At 60.6% G+C, this 25109-nt stretch carries 20 protein-coding genes and 2 rRNA genes (1 of these 22 only partly in view); 11 read left to right on the plus strand and 11 right to left on the minus strand.

What is annotated here, in order from left to right:
- Window positions 1-37 precede the first annotated feature (37 nt).
- A complete protein-coding gene (locus PSAKL28_RS17525; RefSeq protein WP_038612908.1) occupies window positions 38-358 on the plus strand; it encodes an ElaB/YgaM/YqjD family protein in 321 nt (106 codons plus the stop codon).
- A gap of 68 nt (window positions 359-426) precedes the next feature.
- Here the strand turns inward: PSAKL28_RS17525 and PSAKL28_RS17530 are convergent, their stop codons facing one another.
- Together PSAKL28_RS17530 and PSAKL28_RS17535 are read right to left on the minus strand one after the other, a co-directional pair.
- Window positions 427-1053 carry a response regulator transcription factor gene (locus tag PSAKL28_RS17530; RefSeq protein ID WP_038612911.1) on the minus strand — a complete coding sequence of 209 codons (627 nt, stop codon included), beginning with the start codon at window positions 1051-1053 and terminating at the stop codon, window positions 427-429.
- Between the two features lie 14 nt (window positions 1054-1067).
- Entirely contained in the window at window positions 1068-2852 is a 1785-nt protein-coding gene (locus PSAKL28_RS17535; RefSeq protein WP_084589128.1) for a PAS domain-containing sensor histidine kinase, read from the minus strand.
- Between the two features lie 202 nt (window positions 2853-3054).
- Between PSAKL28_RS17535 and PSAKL28_RS17540 the strand changes: the two genes are divergently transcribed.
- From PSAKL28_RS17540 to PSAKL28_RS17550, 3 genes are all read left to right on the plus strand, one after another.
- The gene (locus PSAKL28_RS17540) at window positions 3055-4677 is read left to right on the plus strand and encodes an acyl-CoA synthetase (protein ID WP_038612915.1); all 1623 of its coding nucleotides are present in this window, start codon (window positions 3055-3057) and stop codon (window positions 4675-4677) included.
- Between the two features lie 25 nt (window positions 4678-4702).
- On the plus strand, window positions 4703-6472 hold the full coding sequence (locus tag PSAKL28_RS17545) for an acyl-CoA dehydrogenase C-terminal domain-containing protein (protein WP_038612917.1): 1770 nt from the start codon (window positions 4703-4705) through the stop codon (window positions 6470-6472).
- Between the two features lie 191 nt (window positions 6473-6663).
- Window positions 6664-7671: a FecR family protein gene (locus PSAKL28_RS17550; RefSeq protein WP_038612919.1), complete on the plus strand. Its 1008-nt coding sequence runs from the start codon at window positions 6664-6666 to the stop codon at window positions 7669-7671.
- Window positions 7672-7701: 30 nt separating this feature from the next.
- Here the strand turns inward: PSAKL28_RS17550 and PSAKL28_RS17555 are convergent, their stop codons facing one another.
- Window positions 7702-9021 carry a Na+/H+ antiporter family protein gene (locus PSAKL28_RS17555; protein ID WP_038612921.1) on the minus strand — a complete coding sequence of 440 codons (1320 nt, stop codon included), beginning with the start codon at window positions 9019-9021 and terminating at the stop codon, window positions 7702-7704.
- 259 nt (window positions 9022-9280) lie between these two features.
- Here PSAKL28_RS17555 and PSAKL28_RS28735 point away from each other — a divergent pair, with 259 nt between their 5' ends.
- Window positions 9281-11428: a methyl-accepting chemotaxis protein gene (locus PSAKL28_RS28735; RefSeq protein ID WP_038612923.1), complete on the plus strand. Its 2148-nt coding sequence runs from the start codon at window positions 9281-9283 to the stop codon at window positions 11426-11428.
- A gap of 37 nt (window positions 11429-11465) precedes the next feature.
- Here PSAKL28_RS28735 and PSAKL28_RS17565 read toward each other — a convergent pair whose 3' ends face one another.
- On the minus strand, window positions 11466-13421 hold the full coding sequence (locus tag PSAKL28_RS17565) for a S8 family serine peptidase (RefSeq protein WP_038612924.1): 1956 nt from the start codon (window positions 13419-13421) through the stop codon (window positions 11466-11468).
- A gap of 180 nt (window positions 13422-13601) precedes the next feature.
- On the opposite strand from PSAKL28_RS17565, the gene PSAKL28_RS17570 reads away from it, so the two are divergent.
- The 4 genes from PSAKL28_RS17570 to PSAKL28_RS17585 all read left to right on the plus strand — a co-directional run bounded on the left by PSAKL28_RS17570 (window position 13602) and on the right by PSAKL28_RS17585 (window position 17415).
- Window positions 13602-14609: an ABC transporter substrate-binding protein gene (locus PSAKL28_RS17570; protein WP_038612926.1), complete on the plus strand. Its 1008-nt coding sequence runs from the start codon at window positions 13602-13604 to the stop codon at window positions 14607-14609.
- Window positions 14606-15472 (plus strand): ABC transporter permease, encoded by an 867-nt coding sequence (locus PSAKL28_RS17575; RefSeq protein WP_038612928.1) that lies wholly within the window; start codon window positions 14606-14608, stop codon window positions 15470-15472. The genes PSAKL28_RS17570 and PSAKL28_RS17575 overlap by 4 nt, the downstream gene beginning before the upstream one ends.
- Window positions 15473-15520: 48 nt before the next feature.
- On the plus strand, window positions 15521-16387 hold the full coding sequence (locus PSAKL28_RS17580; RefSeq protein ID WP_038612930.1) for a LysR family transcriptional regulator: 867 nt from the start codon (window positions 15521-15523) through the stop codon (window positions 16385-16387).
- Window positions 16388-16497: 110 nt separating this feature from the next.
- Complete coding sequence (locus tag PSAKL28_RS17585; RefSeq protein WP_038612932.1) at window positions 16498-17415, plus strand: AEC family transporter; 918 nt, start codon at window positions 16498-16500, stop codon at window positions 17413-17415.
- A 50-nt stretch (window positions 17416-17465) separates the two neighbouring features.
- On the opposite strand, the gene PSAKL28_RS17590 is transcribed toward PSAKL28_RS17585, so the two are convergent.
- The 5 genes from PSAKL28_RS17590 to PSAKL28_RS17610 form a co-directional block, all read right to left on the minus strand.
- Window positions 17466-18566: a polyamine ABC transporter substrate-binding protein gene (locus tag PSAKL28_RS17590; protein ID WP_038612934.1), complete on the minus strand. Its 1101-nt coding sequence runs from the start codon at window positions 18564-18566 to the stop codon at window positions 17466-17468.
- Window positions 18567-18674: 108 nt separating this feature from the next.
- Window positions 18675-19991 carry a sensor histidine kinase gene (locus PSAKL28_RS17595; protein ID WP_038612936.1) on the minus strand — a complete coding sequence of 439 codons (1317 nt, stop codon included), beginning with the start codon at window positions 19989-19991 and terminating at the stop codon, window positions 18675-18677.
- Complete coding sequence (locus PSAKL28_RS17600; RefSeq protein ID WP_038612938.1) at window positions 19988-20656, minus strand: response regulator transcription factor; 669 nt, start codon at window positions 20654-20656, stop codon at window positions 19988-19990. Before PSAKL28_RS17600 ends, PSAKL28_RS17595 begins: the two co-directional genes overlap by 4 nt.
- On the minus strand, window positions 20656-20970 hold the full coding sequence (locus tag PSAKL28_RS17605) for a PepSY domain-containing protein (protein ID WP_038612940.1): 315 nt from the start codon (window positions 20968-20970) through the stop codon (window positions 20656-20658). Before PSAKL28_RS17605 ends, PSAKL28_RS17600 begins: the two co-directional genes overlap by 1 nt.
- Window positions 20970-21278 (minus strand): PepSY domain-containing protein, encoded by a 309-nt coding sequence (locus PSAKL28_RS17610; RefSeq protein WP_038612942.1) that lies wholly within the window; start codon window positions 21276-21278, stop codon window positions 20970-20972. The genes PSAKL28_RS17605 and PSAKL28_RS17610 overlap by 1 nt, the downstream gene beginning before the upstream one ends.
- Before the next feature lie 159 nt (window positions 21279-21437).
- On the opposite strand from PSAKL28_RS17610, the gene PSAKL28_RS17615 reads away from it, so the two are divergent.
- A complete protein-coding gene (locus tag PSAKL28_RS17615) occupies window positions 21438-22517 on the plus strand; it encodes a patatin-like phospholipase family protein (protein ID WP_038612944.1) in 1080 nt (359 codons plus the stop codon).
- A 52-nt stretch (window positions 22518-22569) separates the two neighbouring features.
- A complete protein-coding gene (gene queD / locus PSAKL28_RS17620; RefSeq protein WP_010226613.1) occupies window positions 22570-22926 on the plus strand; it encodes a 6-carboxytetrahydropterin synthase QueD in 357 nt (118 codons plus the stop codon).
- A gap of 181 nt (window positions 22927-23107) precedes the next feature.
- Here queD and rrf read toward each other — a convergent pair.
- Window positions 23108-23224 (minus strand): 5S ribosomal RNA (rrf, locus tag PSAKL28_RS17625).
- Window positions 23225-23363: 139 nt separating this feature from the next.
- A 23S ribosomal RNA gene (locus PSAKL28_RS17630) occupies window positions 23364-25109 on the minus strand (it continues 1144 nt past the right edge of the window).

Raw genomic sequence — 25109 nt, forward strand, 5'->3', positions numbered from 1 at the left:
CATTGTTCAATGCCCATCAATCGACGAGGAAGTGTCCATGGCCAGGAAAACCACAGTGCAAGCCGAAGCCGAGCAAATCAAGGATCAGGCGTTCAGCGAACTGCAAGCCCTGATCGAAGACTCGGAAAAGCTGCTGCGCGACAGCGCCGCGCTGGTTGGCGAAGATGCCGAAACCCTGCGCGCCCAGATCGGGCTCAAGCTCAAGCAGGCGCGCGAAGCGGTTGGCAGCGTACGCAGCAAGGCACAGCCAGTGGTCGATGCCACTCAGGATTACATTGGTGGGCATCCGTGGCAGACAGTGGCGATTTCGGCGGGATTCGGCTTGGTGGTGGGGCTGTTGCTCGGGCGACGCTCTTAAAGGTATCGCGGGACAAGCCCGCTCCCACAGAGCCCAGCCTGTGGGAGCGGGCTTGTACCGCGATACATTCAGCGCAGACTCAACGGCTGCACCACGCCACAAGCAATCGCCATCCCCACCAACGCCGGCAGGTGCTCGGCTTCCATGCGCTTCATCACCCGTGCCCGATACAGGTCCACGGTCTTCACACTAACCTCAAGCTGCTCGGCTATCTCGCGGTTGCTGAAGCCCTGCACCAGTGGCACGAACACATCCCGCTCACGCGGTGTCAGGCTGTCGATCCGCGCCTGCACCGCCGCTCGTGGCTCACTGCCCGCCAGCGCCTGGGATGACCGCTCGAGCGCCGCCTGGACCGCATCCAGCAACAGCTGGTCGTTGTAGGGTTTTTCAATGAAATCACAGGCACCGGCCTTGAACGCCCGGACCACGATCGGCACGTCGGCATGGCCGCTGAGGAAGATCACCGGCAATTCGACAGCACGCGCGCGCAAGACCTCTTGCACACTCAGCCCGCCCATCCCGGGCATGCGTACATCGAGCAGCACACAGGCGGGCAAGTGTGCGTCACAGGCCTCCAGAAACGCCTGGCCGCTGGTAAAGGGCAACGCCTGGATACCGACCGACTCCAGCAGCCAGACCGTGGAATCGAGCATGCCCTGGTCATCGTCGACCACATAGACTTTCGGTTGCTGCATCACACTTCCTCTGTTCAGACACTTGCCACTGGCGCCAGCCGGCAACACAAAATCAAGCCACCCGCCACACCCGGCATCGCCTGCAAGGTACCGCCAAAGCCTTCGATGATACTGCGGCTCATGCTCAGGCCAAGGCCCAGGCCTTCCGGCTTGCTGGTGTTGAAGGGGGTGAAAATACCGTCCAGACGCTCGGCCGGCACACCTGGCCCCTGATCGCTGACCTGTATGCGTAATTGCCCTTCGACCAGCGCTGCGCTGAGCACGATACGCGAGGGTTGGCCCTGATGCTGCTCGCGGTTGGCGTCGATTGCATTGCGCAACAGGTTGAGCAATACCTGTTCGAGCAAGACCCGGTCGGCGTAAACCGCAGGAAGCGGATCGCCGATCTGCAGCTCGATGCTCACCTGGTCGCGCGCCGCCTCCCAATCACACAGGCGTACCGCTTCAATCGCGACATCGGCAATGGCCAACGCCTGCAGACGCCGCGGCTCTTTGCGTAAAAACGCACGCAAGCGTTTGATGACTTCGGCGGCGTGAGTCGCCTGTTCACTGATCCGCTGCAAACCCTGGGCGACCCGCAGGGCGGCCTGCGGATCACGATCCAGGACTTGCAGGTAACGCTGACTGGCGCTGGCGTAATTAACCACAGCAGCCAGCGGCTGATTGATTTCATGAGCGATGCCGGAGGCCAGTTCGCCAAGGGTGATCAACCGCGCACTGTGGGCCAGCTCGTCCTGATGGCGGCGTTGCTGGCTTTCGCGCAATTCGCGCTCGGTCATGTCGCGGGCCACCAACGAGTAGTAACGCTCACCACCGGTGCCGCGATGGGCCAGCAACACCAACGACACCGGAAACGCCGCCGCACCCTGCCAGGGAATCAGTCGCGTCTCGGCGTGCCAGACACCCGTCTGTTCGGCGCACTGCCAGCCTTCGCGCTCCAGACGTTGCTGCAACGCCGGATCGAGCAATGCCTGTAACCCCGGCAACGCCTCCACGTCCTGCAGTCCCAGCGCCCGTCGTGCCGAACGATTGAGGTAGCTGAGCTGGCCGTCACGGTCGGTGAACAGCACCAGGTCTGTGTTGGCCTCCACCACTTCGGCCAGGCGCCGGCGGTTTTCCTGCGCCTCGATACGTACGCTGATGTCGCGCGAGACGCTGACAATCTCCACCACCGCACCGGTATAGGTCTCGCGTATCGCCCGGCTGGCAATCTCGAACCACAAGTCGCGGCCATCACGATGGCGCACCCGGCAGGTCATGGTCTGGTAACCGTCCTGCTCCAGTGCCTGGGCGGCCTGCAGCAACGACTGCTGACGGTCCTGAGGGTGAAACAGTGATTGCACCGCGACCCCGCGTAATTCCTCGGGCCAATAGCCAAGCAATCGATAGGACGCTGGCGAGGCATCCAGAAAGCAGCCGTCGGGGCTGTGCCGGGAAATCAGGTCGGTGGTGTTTTCAGTGATCAGTCGATACAGGCGCCGGGCCTGGCTGGCCTCCCGCTCAGCCAGGCGCTCGGCCGTGGCGTCACGGCAACGCACCAGCACCTGGTCAGCGCTGGCGGGTATGAAGGTCCACAAAAGGATCTTGTCAGCCACCGACGCTTCGACATCACTGATGGCGCGCGCCTGGCTCAGGCAAGCGTTGACCAACGCCTGTACGTTACTCGGCAACCAATAGTCGACCGTGCGCGCCGGCCAGGGCCCGAGCATCGCCTGCAAGGCCGGATTGACTGCCAGCACGGCGGCGGATGCATCCAGGATAAGGCTGGGCTGTGGGTCGCTGGCGAGCAAATGCGTCATGGCGGCGCTCAATTGGTGGCCTTGAAGACACCTATAGTACTTCTACTATATTGCTATAGTCTATCTTCCAAGTACCATAGGGTTTCACGTAAAAATTGTGACACCTGAAGGGCCTGCCCTTCACGACACCTGATCAGAGCTAACAATCAGCCACCGGGGGTTGCAGTACGCCATACGGGCGCCCCCTGCACAGGAACTATTCATGTCGATCTTCTCCCAGGGCCTGGCGCCCGCCCCTGTCAATCACCAGGCCCTGAGCCCCTTGAGTTTCATCGAACGCACGGCGGCGGTCTATGGCCAGTACCCGGCGGTGATTCATGGTGCCATCCGGCGCAACTGGCAACAGACCTACGAACGCTCCCGACGCCTGGCCAGTGCCCTGGCCGGACGCGGTATCGGACAAGGCGACACGGTAGCCGTGATGCTGCCGAACATTCCGGCAATGCTCGAAGCGCACTTCGGTGTGCCGATGATTGGCGCAGTGCTCAATGCCCTCAACGTGCGCCTGGACGCCGAAGCCATTGCGTTCATGCTCGAACACGGTGAAGCCAAGGTGCTGATCACCGACCGCGAATTCCACAAGGTCATCAGCGCAGCGCTGGCGCTGATGGAATACCCGCCGCTGGTGGTCGATGTCGATGATCCGGAGTACGGCGAGGGTCAGGCGGTCAGCGACCTGGACTACGAGGCCTTTCTCGCCGAAGGCGACCCTGAGTTCGCCTGGCAATGGCCCGAGGATGAGTGGCAGGCCATTTCGCTGAACTACACCTCCGGCACCACCGGCAACCCCAAAGGCGTGGTCTATCACCATCGCGGCGCCTACCTCAACGCCCTGGGCAACCAGATGACCTGGGCCATGGGCAATCATCCGGTGTACCTGTGGACCCTGCCGATGTTCCACTGCAACGGCTGGTGCTACCCCTGGACCGTCACGGCGCTCGCAGGCACCCACGTATTCCTGCGCCGCGTCGACCCACAGCGGATCCTCACCCTGATCCGTGAACATCAGGTCAGCCACCTGTGCGGCGCGCCGATCGTGCTCAATGCCCTGATCAACATGCCCGAGTCGGCCAAGGCGGCCATCGATCACCCGGTCAACGCCATGGTCGCCGGTGCCGCGCCACCGGCCAAGGTCATCGGCGCGGTGGAAGAAATGGGCATCAAGGTCACCCACGTCTACGGCCTGACCGAGGTCTACGGCCCGGTGACCGTGTGCGCCTGGCATGCCGAATGGGACGAGCAACCGCTGGCTGAACGGGCGCGGATCAAGTCGCGCCAGGGTGTGCGCTACCCCACCCTTGAAGGCCTGATGGTTGCCGACCCGCAAACCCTGGAGCCGGTGCAACGCGATGGCAACACCCTGGGGGAGATCTTCATGCGCGGCAACACGGTAATGAAGGGCTATCTGAAAAACCCCGAAGCTACCGCCGAAGCCTTCCGCGGTGGCTGGTTCCACACCGGCGACCTGGCGGTCTGGCATGCCGACGGCTATGTGGAGATCAAGGACCGGCTCAAGGACATCATCATCTCCGGCGGCGAGAACATCTCCACCATTGAAGTCGAAGACACCCTCTACAAACACCCGGCCGTACTCGAGGCCGCCGTGGTTGCCCGCCCGGACGAGAAGTGGGGCGAAACACCCTGCGCCTACATCACCCTCAAGGTTGGCTTCGAGCAGACCCGCGACACCGACATCATCAGCTTCTGCCGTGAGCACCTGGCGGGGTTCAAGCTGCCCAAGACCGTGGTCTTCAGTGAGCTGCCGAAAACCTCCACCGGCAAGATCCAGAAGTACCTTTTACGCGACTGGGCCAAGGCGCTCTGATCCCCCTTTGACAGCGAGAACCCGCATGCCTGAATTCAATGCTCCACTGCGCGACATGCGCTTTGTCCTTCATGAAGTGTTCCAGGGCCCGGCCCTGTGGGCACGCCTGCCGGCGCTGGGCGAACGAGTGGACGCCGATACCGCCGATGCCATTCTCGAAGAAGCGGCGAAAATCACCGGCCAGCTGATCGCCCCGCTCAACCGCAGTGGCGATGAACAGGGCGTAACCTTTGACGCTGGCCAGGTACGCACCCCTGACGGTTTTGCCCAGGCCTGGCAGACCTACCGTGAAGGCGGCTGGGTCGGTCTTGCCGGCAACCCCGAGCACGGTGGCCTGGGCATGCCGAAAATGCTCGCAGTGCAGTTCGAAGAAATGCTCTACGCCGCCAACTGCAGCTTCAGCCTCTACTCGGCGCTGAGCGCAGGTTGCTGCCTGGCCCTCGACGCCCACGCCAGTGATGACCTCAGGGCCACTTACCTGCCGCCGTTGTACAGCGGCCAGTGGGCCGGCACCATGTGCCTGACCGAACCGCATGCCGGCACGGACCTGGGGATCATCCGCACCAGGGCGGAACCCACCGCCGATGGCAGTTACCGCATCAGCGGCACCAAGATCTTCATTACCGGCGGCGAGCAGGACCTGACCGAAAACATCATCCACCTGGTCCTGGCCAAATTGCCCGATGCCCCGGCCGGGCCCAAGGGTATCTCGCTGTTTCTGGTGCCCAAGTTCCTGGTCAATGCCGACGGCAGTCTGGGCCCGCGTAACCCGGCGCACTGCGGCTCACTCGAGCACAAGATGGGCATCAAGGCCTCGGCCACCTGCGTGATGAACTTCGACGGTGCCACCGGCTACCTGATCGGCGAGGCGAACCGTGGGCTGGCAGCCATGTTCACGATGATGAACTACGAGCGCCTGTCCATCGGCATCCAGGGCATCGGCTGCGCCGAAGCCTCCTACCAGAACGCCGCGCGCTACGCCCAGGACCGCCTGCAAAGCCGGGCCGCCAGCGGAGCGCAAGCGCGCGACAAGGTGGCCGACCCGATCATTGTCCACCCGGATGTTCGCCGCATGCTGCTGACCATGCGCGCCCTGACCGAAGGTGGCCGGGCCTTCGCCACCTATGTCGGCCAGCAACTGGACATCGCCAAGTACGCCGAAGCTACCGAAGAGCGCGACCTCGCCCAGCGCCAGGTGGCCCTGCTGACGCCGGTGGCCAAGGCATTCTTCACCGACAACGGCCTGGAAAGCTGTGTGCTCGGCCAGCAGGTGTTCGGCGGTCACGGCTACATCCGCGAGTGGGGTCAGGAACAGCTGGTGCGCGATGTGCGCATCGCACAGATCTACGAAGGCACCAACGGTATTCAGGCCCTCGACCTGCTGGGTCGCAAGGTGGTGGCGGACGGTGGCCGGGCACTGGCCGAATTCACCGGGCAGATTCGCCAATTCTGTGAGCAGGACACGCCCTACCGCGAGCCACTGCTCAAGGCCACCAGTGACCTGCAAAGCCTCAGCCAGTGGTTGAGCGAGCAAGCCCGCGAGGACGCCAACGCCGTCGGCGCCGCTTCGGTCGAATACCTGCAGCTGTTTGGCTACGTGGCTTATGCCTATATGTGGGCGCGCATGGATGCCGTGGCCGCAGCGAACCTGGCGCAAGACCCGGCTTTCTACGCGGCTAAACGTGCAACCGCGGCGTTCTTCTTCGCTCGTTTGTTGCCACGCACCTTGTCGCTGCAAGCCAGTATCCAGGCAGGCAGCACAGCCCTGTTCAGCCTGGCTGCCGAACACTTCTGAAGCAGAACGCTACCGTCAGTCGCCCGCGGTAGCGCCGCTTGCCCCGTCATCAGACGGGGTATAGCTGCGAATTCAGTGCTTTTACCGGATTTTTCCCGGTGAAAAATCTTACAACTGATAGTCATTCGCCATTATCCCGGGTTCTCGCCGCCTACGCTGCAAGGGTAGAATAGGCAAAACCGGGAGCCTCGATGAACCACACCAGCCACAGCGCCGACGAATACGATGCCATCACCGATGCCGCCGCGCATTGGTGCCTGCGTTTGCAAGCTGAGGACTGCACAACAGCCGAACGCCAGGCGTTTGAGCAATGGCTGGCCGTCGACCCGCTGCATGCCCAGGAATACCAGGCCATGCTGGATATCTGGCAGACCGCCGATCATCTGCCACGCAGCGCCACACCCGGTAATGTCATCAACCTTCCCCGGCGTCGTCAACGTGCCTGGCGCCACTATGCCTCGGCCGCTGCCATCGCCCTGGTGGCACTGCCGGTCGGCGCCTGGGTCGGCTGGGAACAAGGCTGGCTGCCTAACCACTACCAGTACCTGGAAAGCGGCGACGCCATCAGTCATGTCGTACTCAGCGACGGCAGCCAGGTCGAGCTGAACCTGGGGACCGAATTACGCGTCACCAACTACAAGGACCAGCGCCGGGTCACCCTGGTCAAAGGCGAAGCCTTCTTCAAGGTCCGGCACGACAGCCTGCACCCCTTCGTAGTGCATGCCGCCCAGGGCCAGACCCGCGTTACCGGCACCCAGTTCAATGTCTGGAAGTATGAAGATCAGGTCAGAGTGACCCTGGTCGAAGGTTCGGTGCTGGTCAGCAGCGATGCCAACGACAACGATGGGGGCTATCGCCTGGGCCCCGGCATGCAGGCTAGCTACCAGGCCGGCGACTACGAACCGCGCCTGAGCCAGACCTACGCCCATGACACCAGCCTGGCCTGGCGCAATGGCAAGCTGATCCTCGACAACCTGAGCCTGGCCCAGGCCCTGCCGCAGATCAACCGCTACCTGGAGCAGCCGCTGCTGCTGGCCGACGAATACACCGGCAGCATTCGTATCAGTGGCATTTACGACACGAAGCAGATCAAGCGTCTGGTCAGCAACCTGCCCAAGGTGTTGCCGGTCTATCTAACCCGCAACAAGGACGGCAGCATGCTCCTCAACCGAATCTCGCCACCGCCGGCACGGGGCTGAGCCTTACGCTCAACCCCGCGTGGCTACACGCTACAGCGTCATTGCCGCCAGCCAGCCGAACGCCAGCAGTGGCAGGTTGTAGTGAATGAAGGTCGGCACCACGGTGTCCCAGATATGGTGATGCTGGCCGTCTACGTTCAAACCAGAGGTCGGGCCCAGGGTCGAATCCGAGGCCGGTGAGCCGGCATCGCCCAGTGCACCAGCGGTGCCGACGATGCACACGGTGGCGACCGGGTCAAAACCCAGCTGCACACACAGCGGTACAAAGATCGCGGCAAGAATCGGCACCGTGGAAAACGACGAGCCGATGCCCATGGTCACCAGCAGCCCCACCAGCAACATCAGCAGTGCGCCAATCCCCTTGCTGTGGTCGATCCACACCGCCGAGGTCTCGACCAGGCTCTTGACCTCACCGGTGGCCTTCATGACCTCGGCGAAACCGGAAGCGGCAATCATGATGAAGCCGATCATGGCCATCATTTTCATGCCTTCGGTAAACAGGTCGTCGGTGTCCTTCCAGCGCACAATGCCCGACACCGAGAAAATCAGAAAACCGACCATGGCGCCGATGATCATCGAATCCAGCCACAGCTGAATGATGAACGCCGCTGCGATGGCAACCCCGGCAACCAGCAGGGTCAACGGGTTGTAGCGCACCGCCACCTGCTCGACCTGCTCGATCTTTTCCAGGTCATAGACACGCTTTTTGCGGTAGCTGAAAAACACCGCCAGGAGCAGGCCAAAAAGCATGCCCGCCGCCGGAATGGCCATGGCATGGGTGACGTTGACCGCGCTGACATCCACCCCGCTACGGCTGACGTTGGCCAGCAGAATCTCGTTGAGGAAGATGTTGCCAAAGCCCACCGGCAGGAACATGTAAGGCGTGATCAAACCAAAGGTCATCACGCAGGCCACCAGGCGCCGGTCGATCTGCAGCTTGGTCAGCACATAGAGCAGCGGCGGCACCAGCAAGGGAATGAACGCAATGTGGATCGGCAGGATGTTCTGCGAGGAAATCGCCACCAGCAACAGCAAGCCGATCAGCAGCCATTTGACCTTGCCACCATCGGCATGCCCTTGCTTGCCAACCATCGCCAGGGCGCGGTCAGCCAGAGCATGGGCCATGCCGGACTTGGCAATCGCCACCGCAAAGGCACCCAGCAAGGCATAGGACAAGGCCACGGTGGCACCGCCGCCGAGCCCACCGTTGAATGCTTTGAGCGTTCCGTCGATTCCCAGGCCGCCCACCAATCCGCCAGCCAGCGCGCCGACGATCAGGGCGATCACCACATGCACGCGGGACAGACTCAAGATCAGCATGATGCCGACCGCGGCAATTACTGCATTCATTCCTGTGACCTCTAGAAACCAGACAAAAAGCGACCGATTCGGCGACAGACTGCCCGGGAGCAGTGGCCGAACGACGGGTATTTTTATGGAGGGCGCACACTCTGAAGCAGGCCCTCGCGCTTGTCAAAGTTCACTGGGCGATTGCTGTCGTAGGAATGCACGAAAACGACGCATTTAAATTGATCGTTTGAATAAAGAAAGCGGCGTATCCGCCGATAACGTCGGCAGCCTCAATCTTTTTGGATCAAAGGACTTCGCCATGTCGTTCAGACAACTATCCATTCAGTGGAAAATCACCCTGCTCGCCGGTTTGTGCCTGGCCAGCATCGTTACCCTGCTGGTGGGCCTTTCGTTGTACCGCATGGGCCACAGCTCGGAGCTGGTCAAGACCAGCAGCATGCAGATGCTCACCGAGTCAGCCCAGGGACGCATCGAATCCCAGGGCGAAGTCCAGGCCTTGAACATTCGTCGCCAGTTCATGGATGCCTATCAATACGGTGCCGGTTTCTCCCGTCAGGTCCTGTTCCTGCGTGAACAGGCCGAGAAGCGCTTTCTCGATGCCTTCGACCTGCGCGAAGACCTGACCCGTCAGGTACGCGCCGCCTTGCAGGCCAACCCCGACCTGCTTGGCCTGTCACTGGTATTCGAACCCAATGCGCTGGACAACAAGGACGACCTGTTCGTCAACCAGGAGCAACTGGGCAGCAACGAAAAAGGCCGCTTTGCCCTGTACTGGTCGCAACCGACGCCAGGCCAGCTGACCTCCATGGCCCTGCCGGAAAAAGACATGGCCGATACCAGCATCGGCCCCAGCGGCGAGCCGGCCAACACCTGGTCAGTGTGCCCACGCACCACCCGCAAGACCTGCGTGATCGAGCCCTACTTCTATGAGATCAACGGCCAGCAGGTGCTGATGACCAGCATCGTGTTCCCGCTGATGGTCGCCGACAAGGTAGTCGCCACCCTGTCCATCGACATCAACCTGAACAGCCTGCAGGCCATGAGCCAGCAAGCCAGCCGTAACCTCTACCAGGGCCAGACCCAGGTGAGCATCCTCAGCCCCGTGGGCCTGCTGGCCGGCTACAGCCCGGATGCCGGCAAACTGGCCCAGCGCTTTGATCAGGTCGATGCCGAGAAAGGCGCCGAAGTGATCCGCCTGCTGGCCGACAGCACGCCCATTCACAGCATCCATCACAAGCAGCGCCTGAAGGTGCTGGCTTCCTTTGCCCCGATCCCGGGCGGCAAGTCCTGGGGCGTGCTGCTCGACGTTCCGGAAAGCGCTCTGACCGGCCCGGCCGAGGCCCTCAAGCAGGAACTCGACCGCAGCAACACCAGCGGCACCTTGATCGAGCTGGGTCTGGGCGCGTTGGCGGCCATCGTCGGCCTGCTGCTGATCTGGCTGATGGCCCGCAGCGTGACGCGGCCGATCCTCGGTGTCGCGGCCATGCTCAAGGACATCGCCAGTGGCGAAGGCGACCTGACCCGTCGCCTGCAATACGACAAACGCGACGAGCTGGGCGAACTGGCCGGCTGGTTCAACCGCTTCCTGGACAAACTGCAGCCGACCATTGCCGAGGTCAAGCGCTCGGTCCAGGCGGCCCGCGACACCGCCGACCAGTCTTCAGCGATTGCCAGCCAGACCAGCGCCGGCATGGAGCAGCAGTACCGCCAGGTCGATCAGGTCGCCACTGCTTCGCATGAAATGAGCGCCACTGCCCAAGACGTTGCCCGCAGCGCGGCCCAAGCCGCCCAGGCGGCCCGCGACGCTGATCAGGCCACTCGCCAGGGCCTGTCTGTCATCGACCGCACCACCACCAGCATCGACACCCTGGCCGCCGACATGAGCACCGCCATGGCTCAGGTCGAAGGCCTGGCCGAGAACAGCGAGAAGATCGGCTCGGTGCTGGAAGTCATCCGTTCCATCGCCGAGCAAACCAACCTGCTGGCCCTCAACGCCGCCATCGAAGCCGCCCGCGCCGGTGAAGCAGGCCGCGGCTTTGCTGTGGTCGCTGATGAGGTGCGCAACCTCGCCCGCCGCACCCAGGAGTCGGTGGAAGAAACCCGGCAGGTCATCGAAGAGTTGCAGGCCGGTACCCGCGAAGTAGTGGGTGCCATGGACAGCAGCCATCGTCAGGCGCAAGGCAGCGTCGAGCAGGTCAGCCAGGCGGTCACCGCCTTGCAGCAGATCGGCGATGCGGTCACGGTGATCAGCGACATGAACCTGCAGATCGCCAGCGCTGCCGAAGAGCAGAGCGCCGTGGCTGAGGAAATCAACAACAACGTGGCGACCATCCGCGACGTGACCGAATCCCTCAGCGGACAGGCCAACGAATCGGCGCGGGTCAGCCAGTCGCTCAACAGCCTGGCCAACCAGCAGCAGGGATTGATGGATCAGTTCCGGGTCTGAGGCGTAACCCCTGGCGAGCGACGGTCACGCTTGCACATCAGAGTTCATCCTTGGGCGAGTGGAATCTGCCACCGCCCAGGATCTGATCGAGCAGGACCAAGGCGGCATGGACATTCGGCCTTGCGCCCATCGGCAGAACCGACGAGTGGGGCAGCGTGGCATCCAGGTAGCCTGCCTGCATGACCAGCAGGTGCATCTGATCGGCATTCAAATAGACATGATGCTGCTCCATGGCATAGGACTGGATCAGCGTGAGCGCACCGGTGACCAAAGGCGTGGCGCTTGAGGTCCCGCCATAGTTCGAGGTGTAATCCCGGTCGTTACCGGACTTGTCTTGCAGTCGATCTGGCTCTAAACCGAGCGTTGCCACGCTGTCCCCCCAGGCATTGAGCATCCGGTATGGGTAGGCAAAGTTCGAGTACTGATGGGGTTTACCATCCCATGACTGACAGGCGCCTATCAGGATGGCATTGGCATCTCCATGATCATGGAAATACGGCCATTGCGAGAGATTGACGCCATATCCCGCCGTGGTGCCTTTGTCGGCAATCGTTTTGGTACTGCCATTGCCCGCCGCGAAAACCACCACCGCACCTCGCTCGGTCAACGCTTTTGCCATGTCCCACCAGTCCCGCTCATGTATCGACGGTAAGAACGTCGACAACACCTTCAGATTGGCCGAATGGCGATTGATGGCGACGATGTCCCCAGGTTCGACATGGCGCAGAAGATCCTTCGGCGTCCGGGCAAGTTTATCCCGATCCTGGGCCTTGTTGTTGTAGAGGTAAAGTTCGCTGGCATGGCACATGCCGGTCATGCCGATACCGTTGGGCGTAGCCAGCAGGATCCCCACCGATTCGGTTCCATGGTTGGGGTTGCCATTGGGTTCCAGGGTAATGATCTTGAGGTTGGGATTGCCTCGCAGGTCTTCATGGTTTGGAAACAGCCCGCCATCTGAAAAGTGCACCCGGGCCCCCTTCCCTGTCACCTGCTTCGCCCATGCCTTGCGGACATTCATGCCCTGGTATCTGGGGCCGGGTTCATTCAGGTAGGTTTGCAGCGGTTCGAAGTCAGGAGTGGGTTGTGCGTCGTCATAGGCTTTATTACCTGCCACCACGGCAGCGCCCGTGATCAGTGTCGCCAGCGCAACCGCAGCGCCAAGAATCAGGTTGCCCGGCTCGAGGTCAGGGGGCACGAAGTGAAGGGACTCAAGGTACTCCAGCGCCGCCAGGGTTTTGATCAACGCCACATAGGTGTCGTTGAGCATACTCGCGGGCTGTTCCAGGTAGCAGTAATCCCTGAGTACTATGAGTTTTTCGTCAACACGCTCCTGCTGCTCCAGGAAAGGCCGGGGGGCGATGACCTCCTTCAGTCTGGGCCAGAGGCGCACGAGGGTGGAATCTGAGTCAGGCTCAAGCTCGGACAGAAATCGCTCAAAGCCTCCAACGTTGAACTTCAGCACCAACGGCGGGTAGGACTTGCCGGGCTCCGGATAAGGGAACGGTTCCAGTGATTCGCCATACGGGTCCACCACCACATGCGTCTCGCCGGCAGATTCATTGCCCTGCTCATCCGCCACAGACCGCCTGCCCCTGCCTCTGGCGGCATCAACCGGCACAGTGTCGAGAATGCCTCTGCTCAGTTCGCCTTCGCCGATGACAATGACCAAGGGCGTCATCTCCAGCGAGTGAGAAGAGTCGACAGGCAGATCCGACACATCATCCATCACCCTGATCCGCGGCCTGATCGTGTAGGTACCTGTCGCCGTCTCAGTGTGCAGAGTGGCAGGACAACCGTGATCGCTCAGGGCACCACTGTGGGCCTGGGAATACACGGATTTTGCATCAATCTGCACAGGTCCTTCAGGTCCGGCCCTCTCCAGCTCATAGCGGATGCTTTTTACTTTGCTCAGGCCACTGCCGATACAGCGCACGTGGAATTTTCCATCGAAACGAAAATTGCGGTAATAAACGAAGCTCACATCCAGATTCATAGGTTCAACCTTCCGTGTTTGCACCCGTACCCTTCGCCGGGCATGCCAACACGCATACTCACCCTGGACTGGTCAGGTGTGCAGATAGAAGGAATTCCAGAACATCTGTGCCCGGACAGTACGCAACACCTCGTCGTCTACACTTGCCCGAACCCGTAGACCGCCAACGACGAGGCCCTGATGAAAAGCATCCCGACGCTGCTGGCCGGCCTGTTGTTCGCTCTAGGCCTGGCTAGCGCCACGGCCAGCGAACCAGACAAGCCCATCCACTTCGGCGACATCACCTGGGAAAGCGGCAGCCTGACCACCGAAATTCTGCGCCTGATCGTCGAGAAGGGTTACAGCTACCCCACCGATACCCTCCCCGGCAGCACCGTGAGCATGGAGGTGGCCCTGGCGCGCAACGATATCCAGGTGATTGCCGAAGAATGGGCCGGTCGCAGCCCGGCCTGGGTCAAGGCCGAACAGGCCGGTCAGGTGTTCGCCATCGGCGACACGGTGAAGAACGCCGATGAAGGCTGGTATGTACCTGAATACGTGATCAAGGGGGATACTGCTCGCGGCATCAAGGCCCTGGCTCCTGAGTTGCACGCGGTGGCTGATCTGAAGCAGTACAAGGACATCTTCAAGGACCCGGAGACACCTGACAAGGGCCGCTTCCTCAACAGCCCCAGCGGCTGGACCTCCGAAATCGTCAACAGCCAGAAGCTCAAGGCCTATGGCCTGGACAATGACTACGTGAACTTTCGCAGTGGCTCCGGCGCCGCCCTGGATGCCGAAATCACCTCGGCGATCCGCCGCGGTAAACCGGTGCTGTTCTACTACTGGTCACCTACCCCTTTGATGGGCCGTTTCTCTTTGGTTCGCCTGGAAGAGCCGCCATTCAACGAAGCGGCCTGGAAGACCCTGACCGACGCCAACAACCCCAACCCACAAGGCTCGCGGTCACTGCCCGCGAAATTGTCGATCGGTGTCTCCGCGCCTTTTCGCAACGAGTATCCGCAACTGGTCGAGTTCTTCGCCAAGGTCGACATACCCATCGACACCTTGAACAAAGCCCTGGCGCAGATGAGCGAAAAACGCGAATCACCCAAGGATGCCGCGCTGAAATTCATGCGTGATCATCCGGCCACCTGGAAAGCCTGGCTACCCAGCGAAGTCGCCGAACGCGTCGAGGCCGGCTTGTGAGTGGAGGCTTTCCAGAAACCCTGCACTTCTCCTTCGCCGACAGCGTCAACCGTTTCGTCGACTGGCTGGTGTTGGCTTACGGCGATCAATTGCGCAGCGTCTCCGAAGGCCTGCTGCAATTGCTGGTCGCGCTGGAAAACCTGTTGCGTGCAACACCCTGGTGGTTGTTACTGCTGGTCGTCGCACTGCTCACCTGGCATGCCAGTCGCAGTGTGATCAGGGCACTGGTGCTGAGCGGCTTGCTGTTTTTGATCGGGGTAATCGGTCTGTGGGACAAGCTCCTGCAAACCTGTGCTCTGGTGCTGGTGAGTACCGGGCTGTGCATCCTGATCGGTGTGCCTATCGGTGTATTGCTGGCCAGCCGGCCACGGGCACGCCGGTTGTTGTTGCCGGTACTCGATGTCATGCAGACCCTGCCCAGCTTCGTCTACCTGATTCCGGTGCTGATGCTGTTTGGTCTGGGCAAGGTCCCGGCGATTTTCGCCACCTTGATCTACGCACTGCCGCCACTGATCCGCCTGACCGAACTGGGGTTGTCACAGATCGATCCGTCCCTGACCCAGGCCGCCCAAGGGCTGGGCGCCGGGCGCTGGCAACGCCTGCGCCGGGTCATGCTGCCACTGGCCATGCCGAGCATCATGGCCGGGCTCAATCAATCGGTGATGATGGCCCTGTCGATGGTGGTGGTTGCCTCGATGATCGGCGCGCGTGGCCTGGGCGAAGATGTGCTGGCGGGGATTCAAACATTGAATGTCGGCAAGGGCATGGAAGCCGGGTTGGCGATAGTCGCGCTGGCGATGGTGATCGACCGGATTACCCAGGCCTATGGCCAGCCAAAGCCGGGTACTTTCAATCAACGTTGATCGACGCCATGATGAGCCTCCCCTCCCCGGCATAATCGGAGCCCGCGTTTGTCGCTCAAAGCCCTGCGCACCCTGGTCACCATCGCTCGCCACGGCACCTTCGCCCGTGCCGCCGACGTCCTGAGCCTGACCCCCTCGGCGGTCAGCCTGCATATTCGCAGCCTGGAGGAAGAGCTGCAGGTCAGCCTGTTCGACCGTAGCCGGCGCCAGGTCAGCCTGACCGAAGCCGGGCATCTGGCGGTCGAGCGCGCCGAGGGCATCCTCGCCGCCTATGATGAGATGGCAGACGCGCTGGTCAGTGGCCCAGGCCTGCGTGGCCGACTGAAAATCGGTGCCATCCACACGGCATTGGCCGGACGCCTGCCAGCGGCGCTGGTGCAGATCAAGGCCGAGCATCCACACCTGCATATCAGCGTGCTCTCGGGCATGTCCGCGGAGCTTGCCCGGCGCGTCGAGGACGGTGAACTGGATGCCGCCATCACCACCGAACCTGTACCACCCTACCCGGCCAACCTGGACTTCACCCCGCTTTACCAGAACCGCTTCTGGGCCGTTGCCGGTCCGGGTTTTGCCGGGGCAAACCTGAGGGAGTTACTCGCCAGCCAGCCATTCCTGCGCTTTGACAAACGTGCCTGGGCCGGACGCATCATCGAGCAGGAGCTGCGCAAACAACAGTTGCCGGTTAGCGAGCAGATGGAACTGGACAGCCAACAAGCCCTGACGCACATGGCCTCGATGGGCCTGGGCGTGGCCATCGTGCCCCTGGCCGACGAAGACTTGCAGCACCTGCCCGCCGTGACCTTGCTGCCCTTTGGCGAACCCCAGCGCGTACGTCATGTCGGCTTGCTCGAACATAACAGCAGCCGTCGGCGCCACCTGACCGCCGTGCTGAAAAGCACCTTGGGCCAACCATGAAGTTTTCCTCAACGGTTGCTTGAGAATTCAGCGTTTTTTTCTTTCATTGCCACAGGCTAGCCTGATGTCGACTCCCACAAGGGAGCGCTGACTGATAGGGAAATTGCCTGATGCTGAACCTGATCCTTGCCACCATCGTCCCCATCGCCCTGCTGATTGCGCTGGGCCGCTGGCTGCGGATCCAGGGGTTTCTGGGTGAGAGTTTCTGGCCAGCGGCCGAGCGCCTGAGCTACTTCGTGTTGCTCCCTGCGCTGTTCATGCATGGGCTGTCGACAGCCGACCTTACTGGCCTGCCGGTGTTCGACATGGTTGCGGTGTTGCTGCTGTCGACGCTGATTGGCGCTACCTTGCTGGTGCTGTGCAGGGGCGTAGTCGCCAGCGATGGTGCCAGTTTCACCTCGGTGTTCCAGGGCGGTGTGCGCTTCAACAACTACATTGGCGCGACGTTGGCCGCCGGGATCTATGGCACGGGCGGGATCGCCCTGGCTGCCGTGGCCAATGCCGCCATCGTGCCCACGGTGAACGTGCTGTGCGTCATGGTCTTTGCCCGCTACAGCGGTACGCGCAGTTCGGCGGCTGCTGTGATCAAGGCGATTTGCCGTAACCCATTGATCGTTGGCTGCGCAATCGGAATTACCCTACGCATTACCGGAACAGGGCTGCCAGCGGGCATCGAACCGACCGTGAAAGCGCTCGGTCAGGCAGCCTTGCCATTGGGCCTGCTGTGCGTCGGTGCCGCACTGGGTAGCAGTGCGCAGGGGCTGGGCCCGCGTCCACTGCTGGCAGCCTCGCTATTCAAGTTCGTGGTGCTGCCACTGACAACCTACGGAGTCTGTCGAATACTCGGACTCAGCGGCCAGGCGGCAATCGTGGCCATTCTGTTCCAGGCCCTGCCGACCGCTTCGTCATCCTATGTCATGGCCCGGCAAATGGGCGGCAATGCGCCGCTGATGGCCAACATCATAGCCTTGCAGACCTTACTGGCGGCGCTGACGCTACCGGTGATGCTGAGCCTGACGCTGGCTTGAGTCTGCCTGCAGAGGCGGCGCAGTTCCTGTGCGCCGCCACTGCGTAACGATTACTTATCCGACTTGATGCTGGTCCACACCCGGGTACGCACACGTTCAAGCTTCTGCGGCAGCGGTTGCACCACATAAAGCTTGGCCAGGGCTTCCTGGGTTGGGGTCAGGTTCGGGTTGCCGGTAATTTCCGGTTTGATGAGTGCTAACGAATCTTTGTTGGCGTTGGGATAGCCGAGAAAATCACTGATCGGGGCGATGACTTTCGGGTCCATCAGGTTGTTGAGAAACTCATGGGCTTCGGCAACATTCTTCGCGCTTTTCGGAATCGCAAAGGTGTCGAACCAGATCGGTGCCCCTTCTTTAGGCAAACGCCAGTCAACCACTACACCATTGCCCGCCTCTTTGGCGCGGTTGCCAAACTGGTAAAAACTGCCGGAATAGCCGATGGCGACACAGATATCACCGTTGGCGATGTCGGTCATGTACTTCGCGGAGTTGAAGTAGGTGACATAGGGCCGGATCTTCAACATCAGGGCCTTGGCTTTTTCGTAGTCGTCAGGGTTCTGGCTGTTGGGGTCCAGGCCAAGGTAGTGCAAGGCAATCGGCAAAATTTCCGAAGGTGTGTCGAGCATGGCCACGCCACAGGACTTGAGTTTCTCCATGTTCTCGGGCTTGAACACCAGGTCCCAGCTGTCCACCGGCGCCTGCTCACCCAGCGCGGCCTTGACCTTGGCCGGGTTGAAGCCGATCAACACCGTGCCGTACATATAGGGCACCCCGTACTGGTTACCCGGGTCGTTGCGGTCAAGGAGCTTGAGCAGTACCGGGTCCTGATGGCGCCAGTTGGGCAGCTTGCTCTTGTCCAGTTTCTGAAAGACACCGGCCTTGATCTGGGTATCGAGAAACTGGTTCGAAGGCACCACCAGGTCGTAGCCCGAGTTGCCGGTGAGCAATTTGGCTTCCAGGGATTCGTTGGTGTCGAAGGTGTCCCAGGTGACTTTGATGCCAGACTGCGCGGCAAAATCCTTGGGCACGGATGGCAAGATATAGTCCGCCCAGTTGTACACCCTCAACTCTCGTACTTCGGCATGCACGGCGCCGGCCAACAGCGTCAGTGCCCCAACGCCGACAACAAGCATACGTTTCAGTGTGGCCATGGATTATTCCCCCGAGTTTGGCCTTCTGATTCTTGCTGAGGGTTTTGACGGATCACAGTGTGTGGTTGGCCAAAAAGAGATCGTAATGGCCAATTTTCGTGGACAGCGTTAACCCCTGCGCGGCAGCGCGATACTGACCCGTAACCCGCCAAGGGGGCTGTCTTGGAGTGTCATCTGCCCGCCCCAGACTTCGACGATGTCGCGCACGATGCCCAATCCCAGGCCATGCCCATCGACCTGCTCATCCAGCCGGGTACCGCGTTCGAGCACTTGCTGGCGGTCAGACTCAGGAATACCCGGTCCATCGTCGTCGATAAGCAGTTGATAGCGTTCGGCCTGCTCTTCGATCGTCAACTGCACTTCGCTGTCAGCCCATTTGCAGGCGTTGTCCAACAGATTGCCGAGCAGTTCCAGCAGGTCCTCTCGGTCCCAGGGCAACAGCAGGCCGAGCGGCACACGCTGGCTGAGCTCCAGGCCTTCGCCATGGATCATGCCCAGCGTTGACAGCAACCCGGGCAGCTCGGCATCACAATCGAATTGCGCGCCGGGCAGAGCATCACCCGCCAGCCGGGCACGGTTGAGTTCACGACTCAGACGCTGCTGGATCTGTTGCAGTTGCTCGCGCAGTTGTACGCGGACCTGCGGCGCATCCTTCAACTGTTCGCTGGAAGCCAGGCTCAGCAGCACCGCCAACGGCGTCTTCAGCGCGTGCCCGAGGTTGCCCAGGGCATTGCGTGAACGGCGCAGGCTGTCTTCGGTGTGAGCCAACAGATGGTTGATCTGTGCGACCAGCGGCTCGAGCTCGCTAGGCACCTGGGTGTCGAGCTGCGAGCGCTTACCTTGTTGCAACTGCGCGATCTGCCCGCGCACACGTTCAAGTGGGCGCAATGAGCGGGTGACGGTGATGCGTTGCAGTACCAGTACCAGAATCAGGGCGACCAGACCCAGGCCCAGGCCGATCTGCTGCATGCGGCGAAACTGATCACGCACCGGGGTGTAATCCTGAGCGACACTGATCGAAATGGGCTGGCCAAAGCGCCGGTAATCGCTGCGCAGCACCAGCAACTGCTGGTTCTCCGGGCCGAGCTGCAGATCGGTGTGCAGGCCGCTACTGGCTGGCGCAGGCATGTCCAGGTCCCAAAGCGAGCGGGAACGCCAGCTGCCACCGTCGAAATCGATGCGAAAGTAATAGCCGGAGAACGGCCGCTGGTAGGCCGAGGAAAGCCGCCGCTCATCCAGCTCCAGACCCGACTGCCCGCGCACCAGCGCGATCAGCAGGTTTTCGCTTTCCTTGCGCAAACCTGTCTCCAGGTAGCGCTGCAAGCCCACTTCGAACAACCACAGACTCAACTGCGCCAGGGCCAGACCTACCAGCACCAGTACCGCAATCAGGCCAAGACTCAAGCGTGCCTGGATCGACTTCACTCGGCGCTCCCGGCATAGCGGTAACCTTGCCCGCGGCGCGTCTCGATGACGCTGCGGCCGAGCTTGCGGCGCAGGTGATTGACGTGGACCTCCAGCACATTGGAATCGCGCTCGGTCTCACCGTCATAAAGATGCTCGGCCAGCTGACTCTTCGACAGAATCTGCTGCGGGTGCAACATGAAGTAGCGCAACAGGCGAAATTCCGCAGCGGTGAGCTGGATATCGACGCCGTCACGGGTCACGCACTGGCGCCCTTCATCGAGTTGCAGACCGGCCGCCTCTAGGGTTGGCTGATTGGCCAGGCCACGGGCGCGACGCAGCAACGACTGCACACGCAACATCAGCTCTTCCGGGTGGAAGGGCTTGCTCAGGTAGTCGTCGGCACCAGCCTTCAGCCCCTCGATGCGCTCCGCCCAGGAGCTGCGCGCGGTCAGAATCAGCACCGGCGTGGCCAAGCCACCGGCGCGCCACTGGGCCAGTACTTCAAGCCCTGACAACCCGGGCAAGCCGAGATCGAGGATGATCAGGTCATAGGGTTCGCTGCTGCCCTGGTAGACCGCGTCACGGCCATCAGCCAGCCAGTCGACCGCATAGCCCTGGCGCTGCAGGCCTTGGGTCAGTTCATCCGCCAGCGGGACGTTGTCTTCGACCAGTAACAGGCGCATCAGTCATCTTCCTCGTCTTTGAGCAACGCTCCATTGGATGCATCGAGTTTGATCTCGCGGACTACGCCTTCGGGGGTCAGTAATTCGACTTCGTACTCGTAGCGGCCGTGCTTGTGTTCCAGCTCCGCCTCCAGCAACTTCGCCCCGGGATAGCGTCCCAGGGCGTCATTGAGCAACTGCTCCAGCGGCAGGATTACGCCCTGCTGGCGTAACTGCAGGGCTTCGTCCTGATCAAGGTCACGGGCCGATGCCAGCGAACAAAGTACCAACAGCGCAACGAGTGCCGCCTGCGCTGTTCGCGTGCAAACGCTCATTATTTGTCCTGGACGTCCTTGAGGATTTCACCGGTCTTGGCGTCCAGGTCCACGTCCCATTCGACGTTCTTGGCATCGCGCAGGTCGATCTTGTAGACAAGGCGACCGTAGACATCTTCCAGCTCGGACTCTTTGATCGTGGCGCCTGGATGCTTGTCCAGCGCTTTGGCATTCAAGTCATCCAGCGACAGGATGGTTTTGTCCTGAACCAGTTTGGTGACTTCATGCATAGGAATGTCTTTGGCCAGTGCGACATTGGCGCCCAGGGCAAGAGCAGCGGTCACGAACAGGGCAGTCAAAGTTTTCATGGGGTCTCTCCGTTGAGATCAATAATGTGTCTACGGGGCCTAGATTAACCAACCGAACTTAATTGAAGCTGAAAACAACTGGCGACATGATAGCGCACCCCTGCCCCACAACTGGACCGCTGTTCTTTATAATTGCCGGCTCCAGACAGCGAGGCCCGTATGAGCGCAATCCATATCAAGTACCCGGCCCTGACGCTCAAGGCCGGCAGTCGCGCCTTGCAGCGCATCCGCGAACGTGGATTACAGGCTGCCGATGTGGGTGTGCTTCCGGGCGCCGCAGGCGGCCCCAAGGCCCTTGGTATACAAGGCCTGGACCTGGCCTTGTTCGGCCACTGGTTGCCCAGTGCACCCCGTGAGCGGGCGTTGATCGGTGCATCCATCGGCTCCTGGCGCTTTGCCAGTGCCTGCCTGCCCAATCCGGCGCAGGCGTTGCAGCGCCTCGGAGAGCTTTATACCGAGCAGGACTTCGCCAAAGGTGTCACCCAGGCCGAAGTCAGCCGTAGCTGCCAGCGCATGCTTGATGAACTGCTACAAGGGCGCGACGCGCAGATCCTCGAGAGCCCCGATTACCGCCTTAACATCATGGTAGTGAAAAGCCATGGGCTGCTGGCACATGATCATCGCGCACGCTTGGGAATGGGGCTGTCTTCGGTTATTGCCGACAACTTGATCGGCCGCCCCCGACTGGCCCGTCACTTTGAGCGGATTATCCTCCACGATGCCCGCAGCAACCCGCCGCTGCAGCCCCTGACCGACTTTCCTTCACGTTGCCTGCCGCTGGATGTGGCCAACCTGCGCCATGCCCTGCTGGCTTCGGGTTCAATTCCAATGGTAATGGAGGGCGTACGCGATATTCCCGGCGTTGGTCAGGGCACTTACCGCGATGGTGGTCTGCTCGACTACCATCTGGACCTGCCGTACCAGGGCGACGACATCGTGCTCTACCCGCACTTTACCGATAAGGTGATCCCTGGCTGGTTCGACAAAGCCCTGCCCTGGCGGCGTGGCGATGCCCAACGCTTGCGCAATGTTTTGCTCCTGGCGCCTTCCGCTCAGTACCTGGCCAGCCTGCCTTACGGCAAGTTGCCGGACCGTAGCGACTTCAAGCGCTTCATGGGTGACGCCGGCAGCCGCCAACGCTACTGGCACAAGGCAATCTCCGAAAGCCGGCGTCTGGGCGACGAGCTGCTTGAACTGATAGAAACCGGCAGGCTGCACGCGCAACTGCAACCGCTGTAACGGTCATGCTGGTAAACTGCTTACCAGCATTGGCTTTCAGAGTTGAGACACCGTGGAAATTTTCAAAGAGTTCACCTTCGAGTCGGCACACCGTCTGCCGCACGTTCCTGAAGGGCACAAGTGCGGCCGTCTGCACGGTCATTCGTTCAAGGTTGCCCTGCACCTGACCGGCCCACTGGACCCGCATACTGGCTGGATTCGCGACTTTTCCGAGATCAAGGCGATCTTCAAGCCGCTGTATGAACAGCTGGACCACAACTACCTGAACGACATTCCTGGCCTGGAAAACCCTACCAGCGAAGTGATTGCCAAATGGATCTGGGACCAGGTCAAGCCGTTGCTGCCAGAACTGTCCAAGGTGCGCATTCATGAGACTTGCACCAGTGGTTGCGAGTACTACGGCGACTGACTTGGTATTCGATGTAATGAAACCACCCTGCGGGGTGGTTTTTTTTGCCTGGTGTCTGTGGGAGCGGGCTTGCCCCGCGATTACAGTGTGTCAGCTACATCGCATCGCGGGGCAAGCCCGCTCCCACCGGGAAAAGACAAAACCCCTACCTGCATACGCAGATAGGGGTTTCGGAATTTAATCTTGACGATGACCTACTCTCACATGGGGAAACCCCACACTACCATCGGCGATGCATCGTTTCACTGCTGAGTTCGGGATGGGATCAGGTGGTTCCAATGCTCTATGGTCGGTCAAGAAATTCTGTTGCCAGAAGGTCTTGTTCAGACACTCCAGCGAATTGGGTATGTGACGATTGTGAGTCGCAAACTTTCGGTTCGTTTCGTCTTCACAACACCGCAATCTGGTCATTTCGACGCAAATTGCTTGGGTGTTATATGGTCAAGCCTCACGGGCAATTAGTATTGGTTAGCTCAACGCCTCACAGCGCTTACACACCCAACCTATCAACGTCGTAGTCTTCGACGGCCCTTCAGGGAGCTCAAGGCTCCAGTGAGATCTCATCTTGAGGCAAGTTTCCCGCTTAGATGCTTTCAGCGGTTATCTCTCCCGAACATAGCTACCCGGCAATGCCACTGGCGTGACAACCGGAACACCAGAGGTTCGTCCACTCCGGTCCTCTCGTACTAGGAGCAGCCCCTCTCAAATCTCAAACGTCCACGGCAGATAGGGACCGAACTGTCTCACGACGTTCTAAACCCAGCTCGCGTACCACTTTAAATGGCGAACAGCCATACCCTTGGGACCGGCTTCAGCCCCAGGATGTGATGAGCCGACATCGAGGTGCCAAACACCGCCGTCGATATGAACTCTTGGGCGGTATCAGCCTGTTATCCCCGGAGTACCTTTTATCCGTTGAGCGATGGCCCTTCCATACAGAACCACCGGATCACTAAGACCTACTTTCGTACCTGCTCGACGTGTCTGTCTCGCAGTCAAGCGCGCTTTTGCCTTTATACTCTACGACCGATTTCCGACCGGTCTGAGCGCACCTTCGTACTCCTCCGTTACTCTTTAGGAGGAGACCGCCCCAGTCAAACTACCCACCATACACTGTCCTCGATCCGGATAACGGACCTGAGTTAGAACCTCAAAGTTGCCAGGGTGGTATTTCAAGGATGGCTCCACGCGAACTGGCGTCCACGCTTCAAAGCCTCCCACCTATCCTACACAAGCAAATTCAAAGTCCAGTGCAAAGCTATAGTAAAGGTTCACGGGGTCTTTCCGTCTAGCCGCGGATACACTGCATCTTCACAGCGATTTCAATTTCACTGAGTCTCGGGTGGAGACAGCGCCGCCATCGTTACGCCATTCGTGCAGGTCGGAACTTACCCGACAAGGAATTTCGCTACCTTAGGACCGTTATAGTTACGGCCGCCGTTTACCGGGGCTTCGATCAAGAGCTTCGCGTTAGCTAACCCCATCAATTAACCTTCCGGCACCGGGCAGGCGTCACACCCTATACGTCCACTTTCGTGTTTGCAGAGTGCTGTGTTTTTAATAAACAGTCGCAGCGGCCTGGTATCTTCGACCGGCATGAGCTTACGGAGCAAGTCCTTCACCCTCACCGGCGCACCTTCTCCCGAAGTTACGGTGCCATTTTGCCTAGTTCCTTCACCCGAGTTCTCTCAAGCGCCTTGGTATTCTCTACCCAACCACCTGTGTCGGTTTGGGGTACGGTTCCTAGTTATCTGAAGCTTAGAAGCTTTTCTTGGAAGCATGGCATCAACCACTTCGTCGCCTAAAGGCAACTCGTCATCAGCTCTCGGCCTTAAGATCCCGGATTTACCTAAGATCTCAGCCTACCACCTTAAACTTGGACAACCAACGCCAAGCTGGCCTAGCCTTCTCCGTCCCTCCATCGCAATAACTAGAAGTACAGGAATATTAACCTGTTTTCCATCGACTACGCTTTTCAGCCTCGCCTTAGGGACCGACTAACCCTGCGTCGATTAACGTTGCGCAGGAAACCTTGGTCTTTCGGCGTGGGAGTTTTTCACTCCCATTGTCGTTACTCATGTCAGCATTCGCACTTCTGATACCTCCAGCAAGCTTCTCAACTCACCTTCACAGGCTTACAGAACGCTCCTCTACCGCGTCACCTAAGTGACACCCGTAGCTTC

The sequence above is a fragment of the Pseudomonas alkylphenolica genome (assembly GCF_000746525.1).
In the GTDB taxonomy this organism is placed as follows: Bacteria; Pseudomonadota; Gammaproteobacteria; order Pseudomonadales; family Pseudomonadaceae; genus Aquipseudomonas; species Aquipseudomonas alkylphenolica.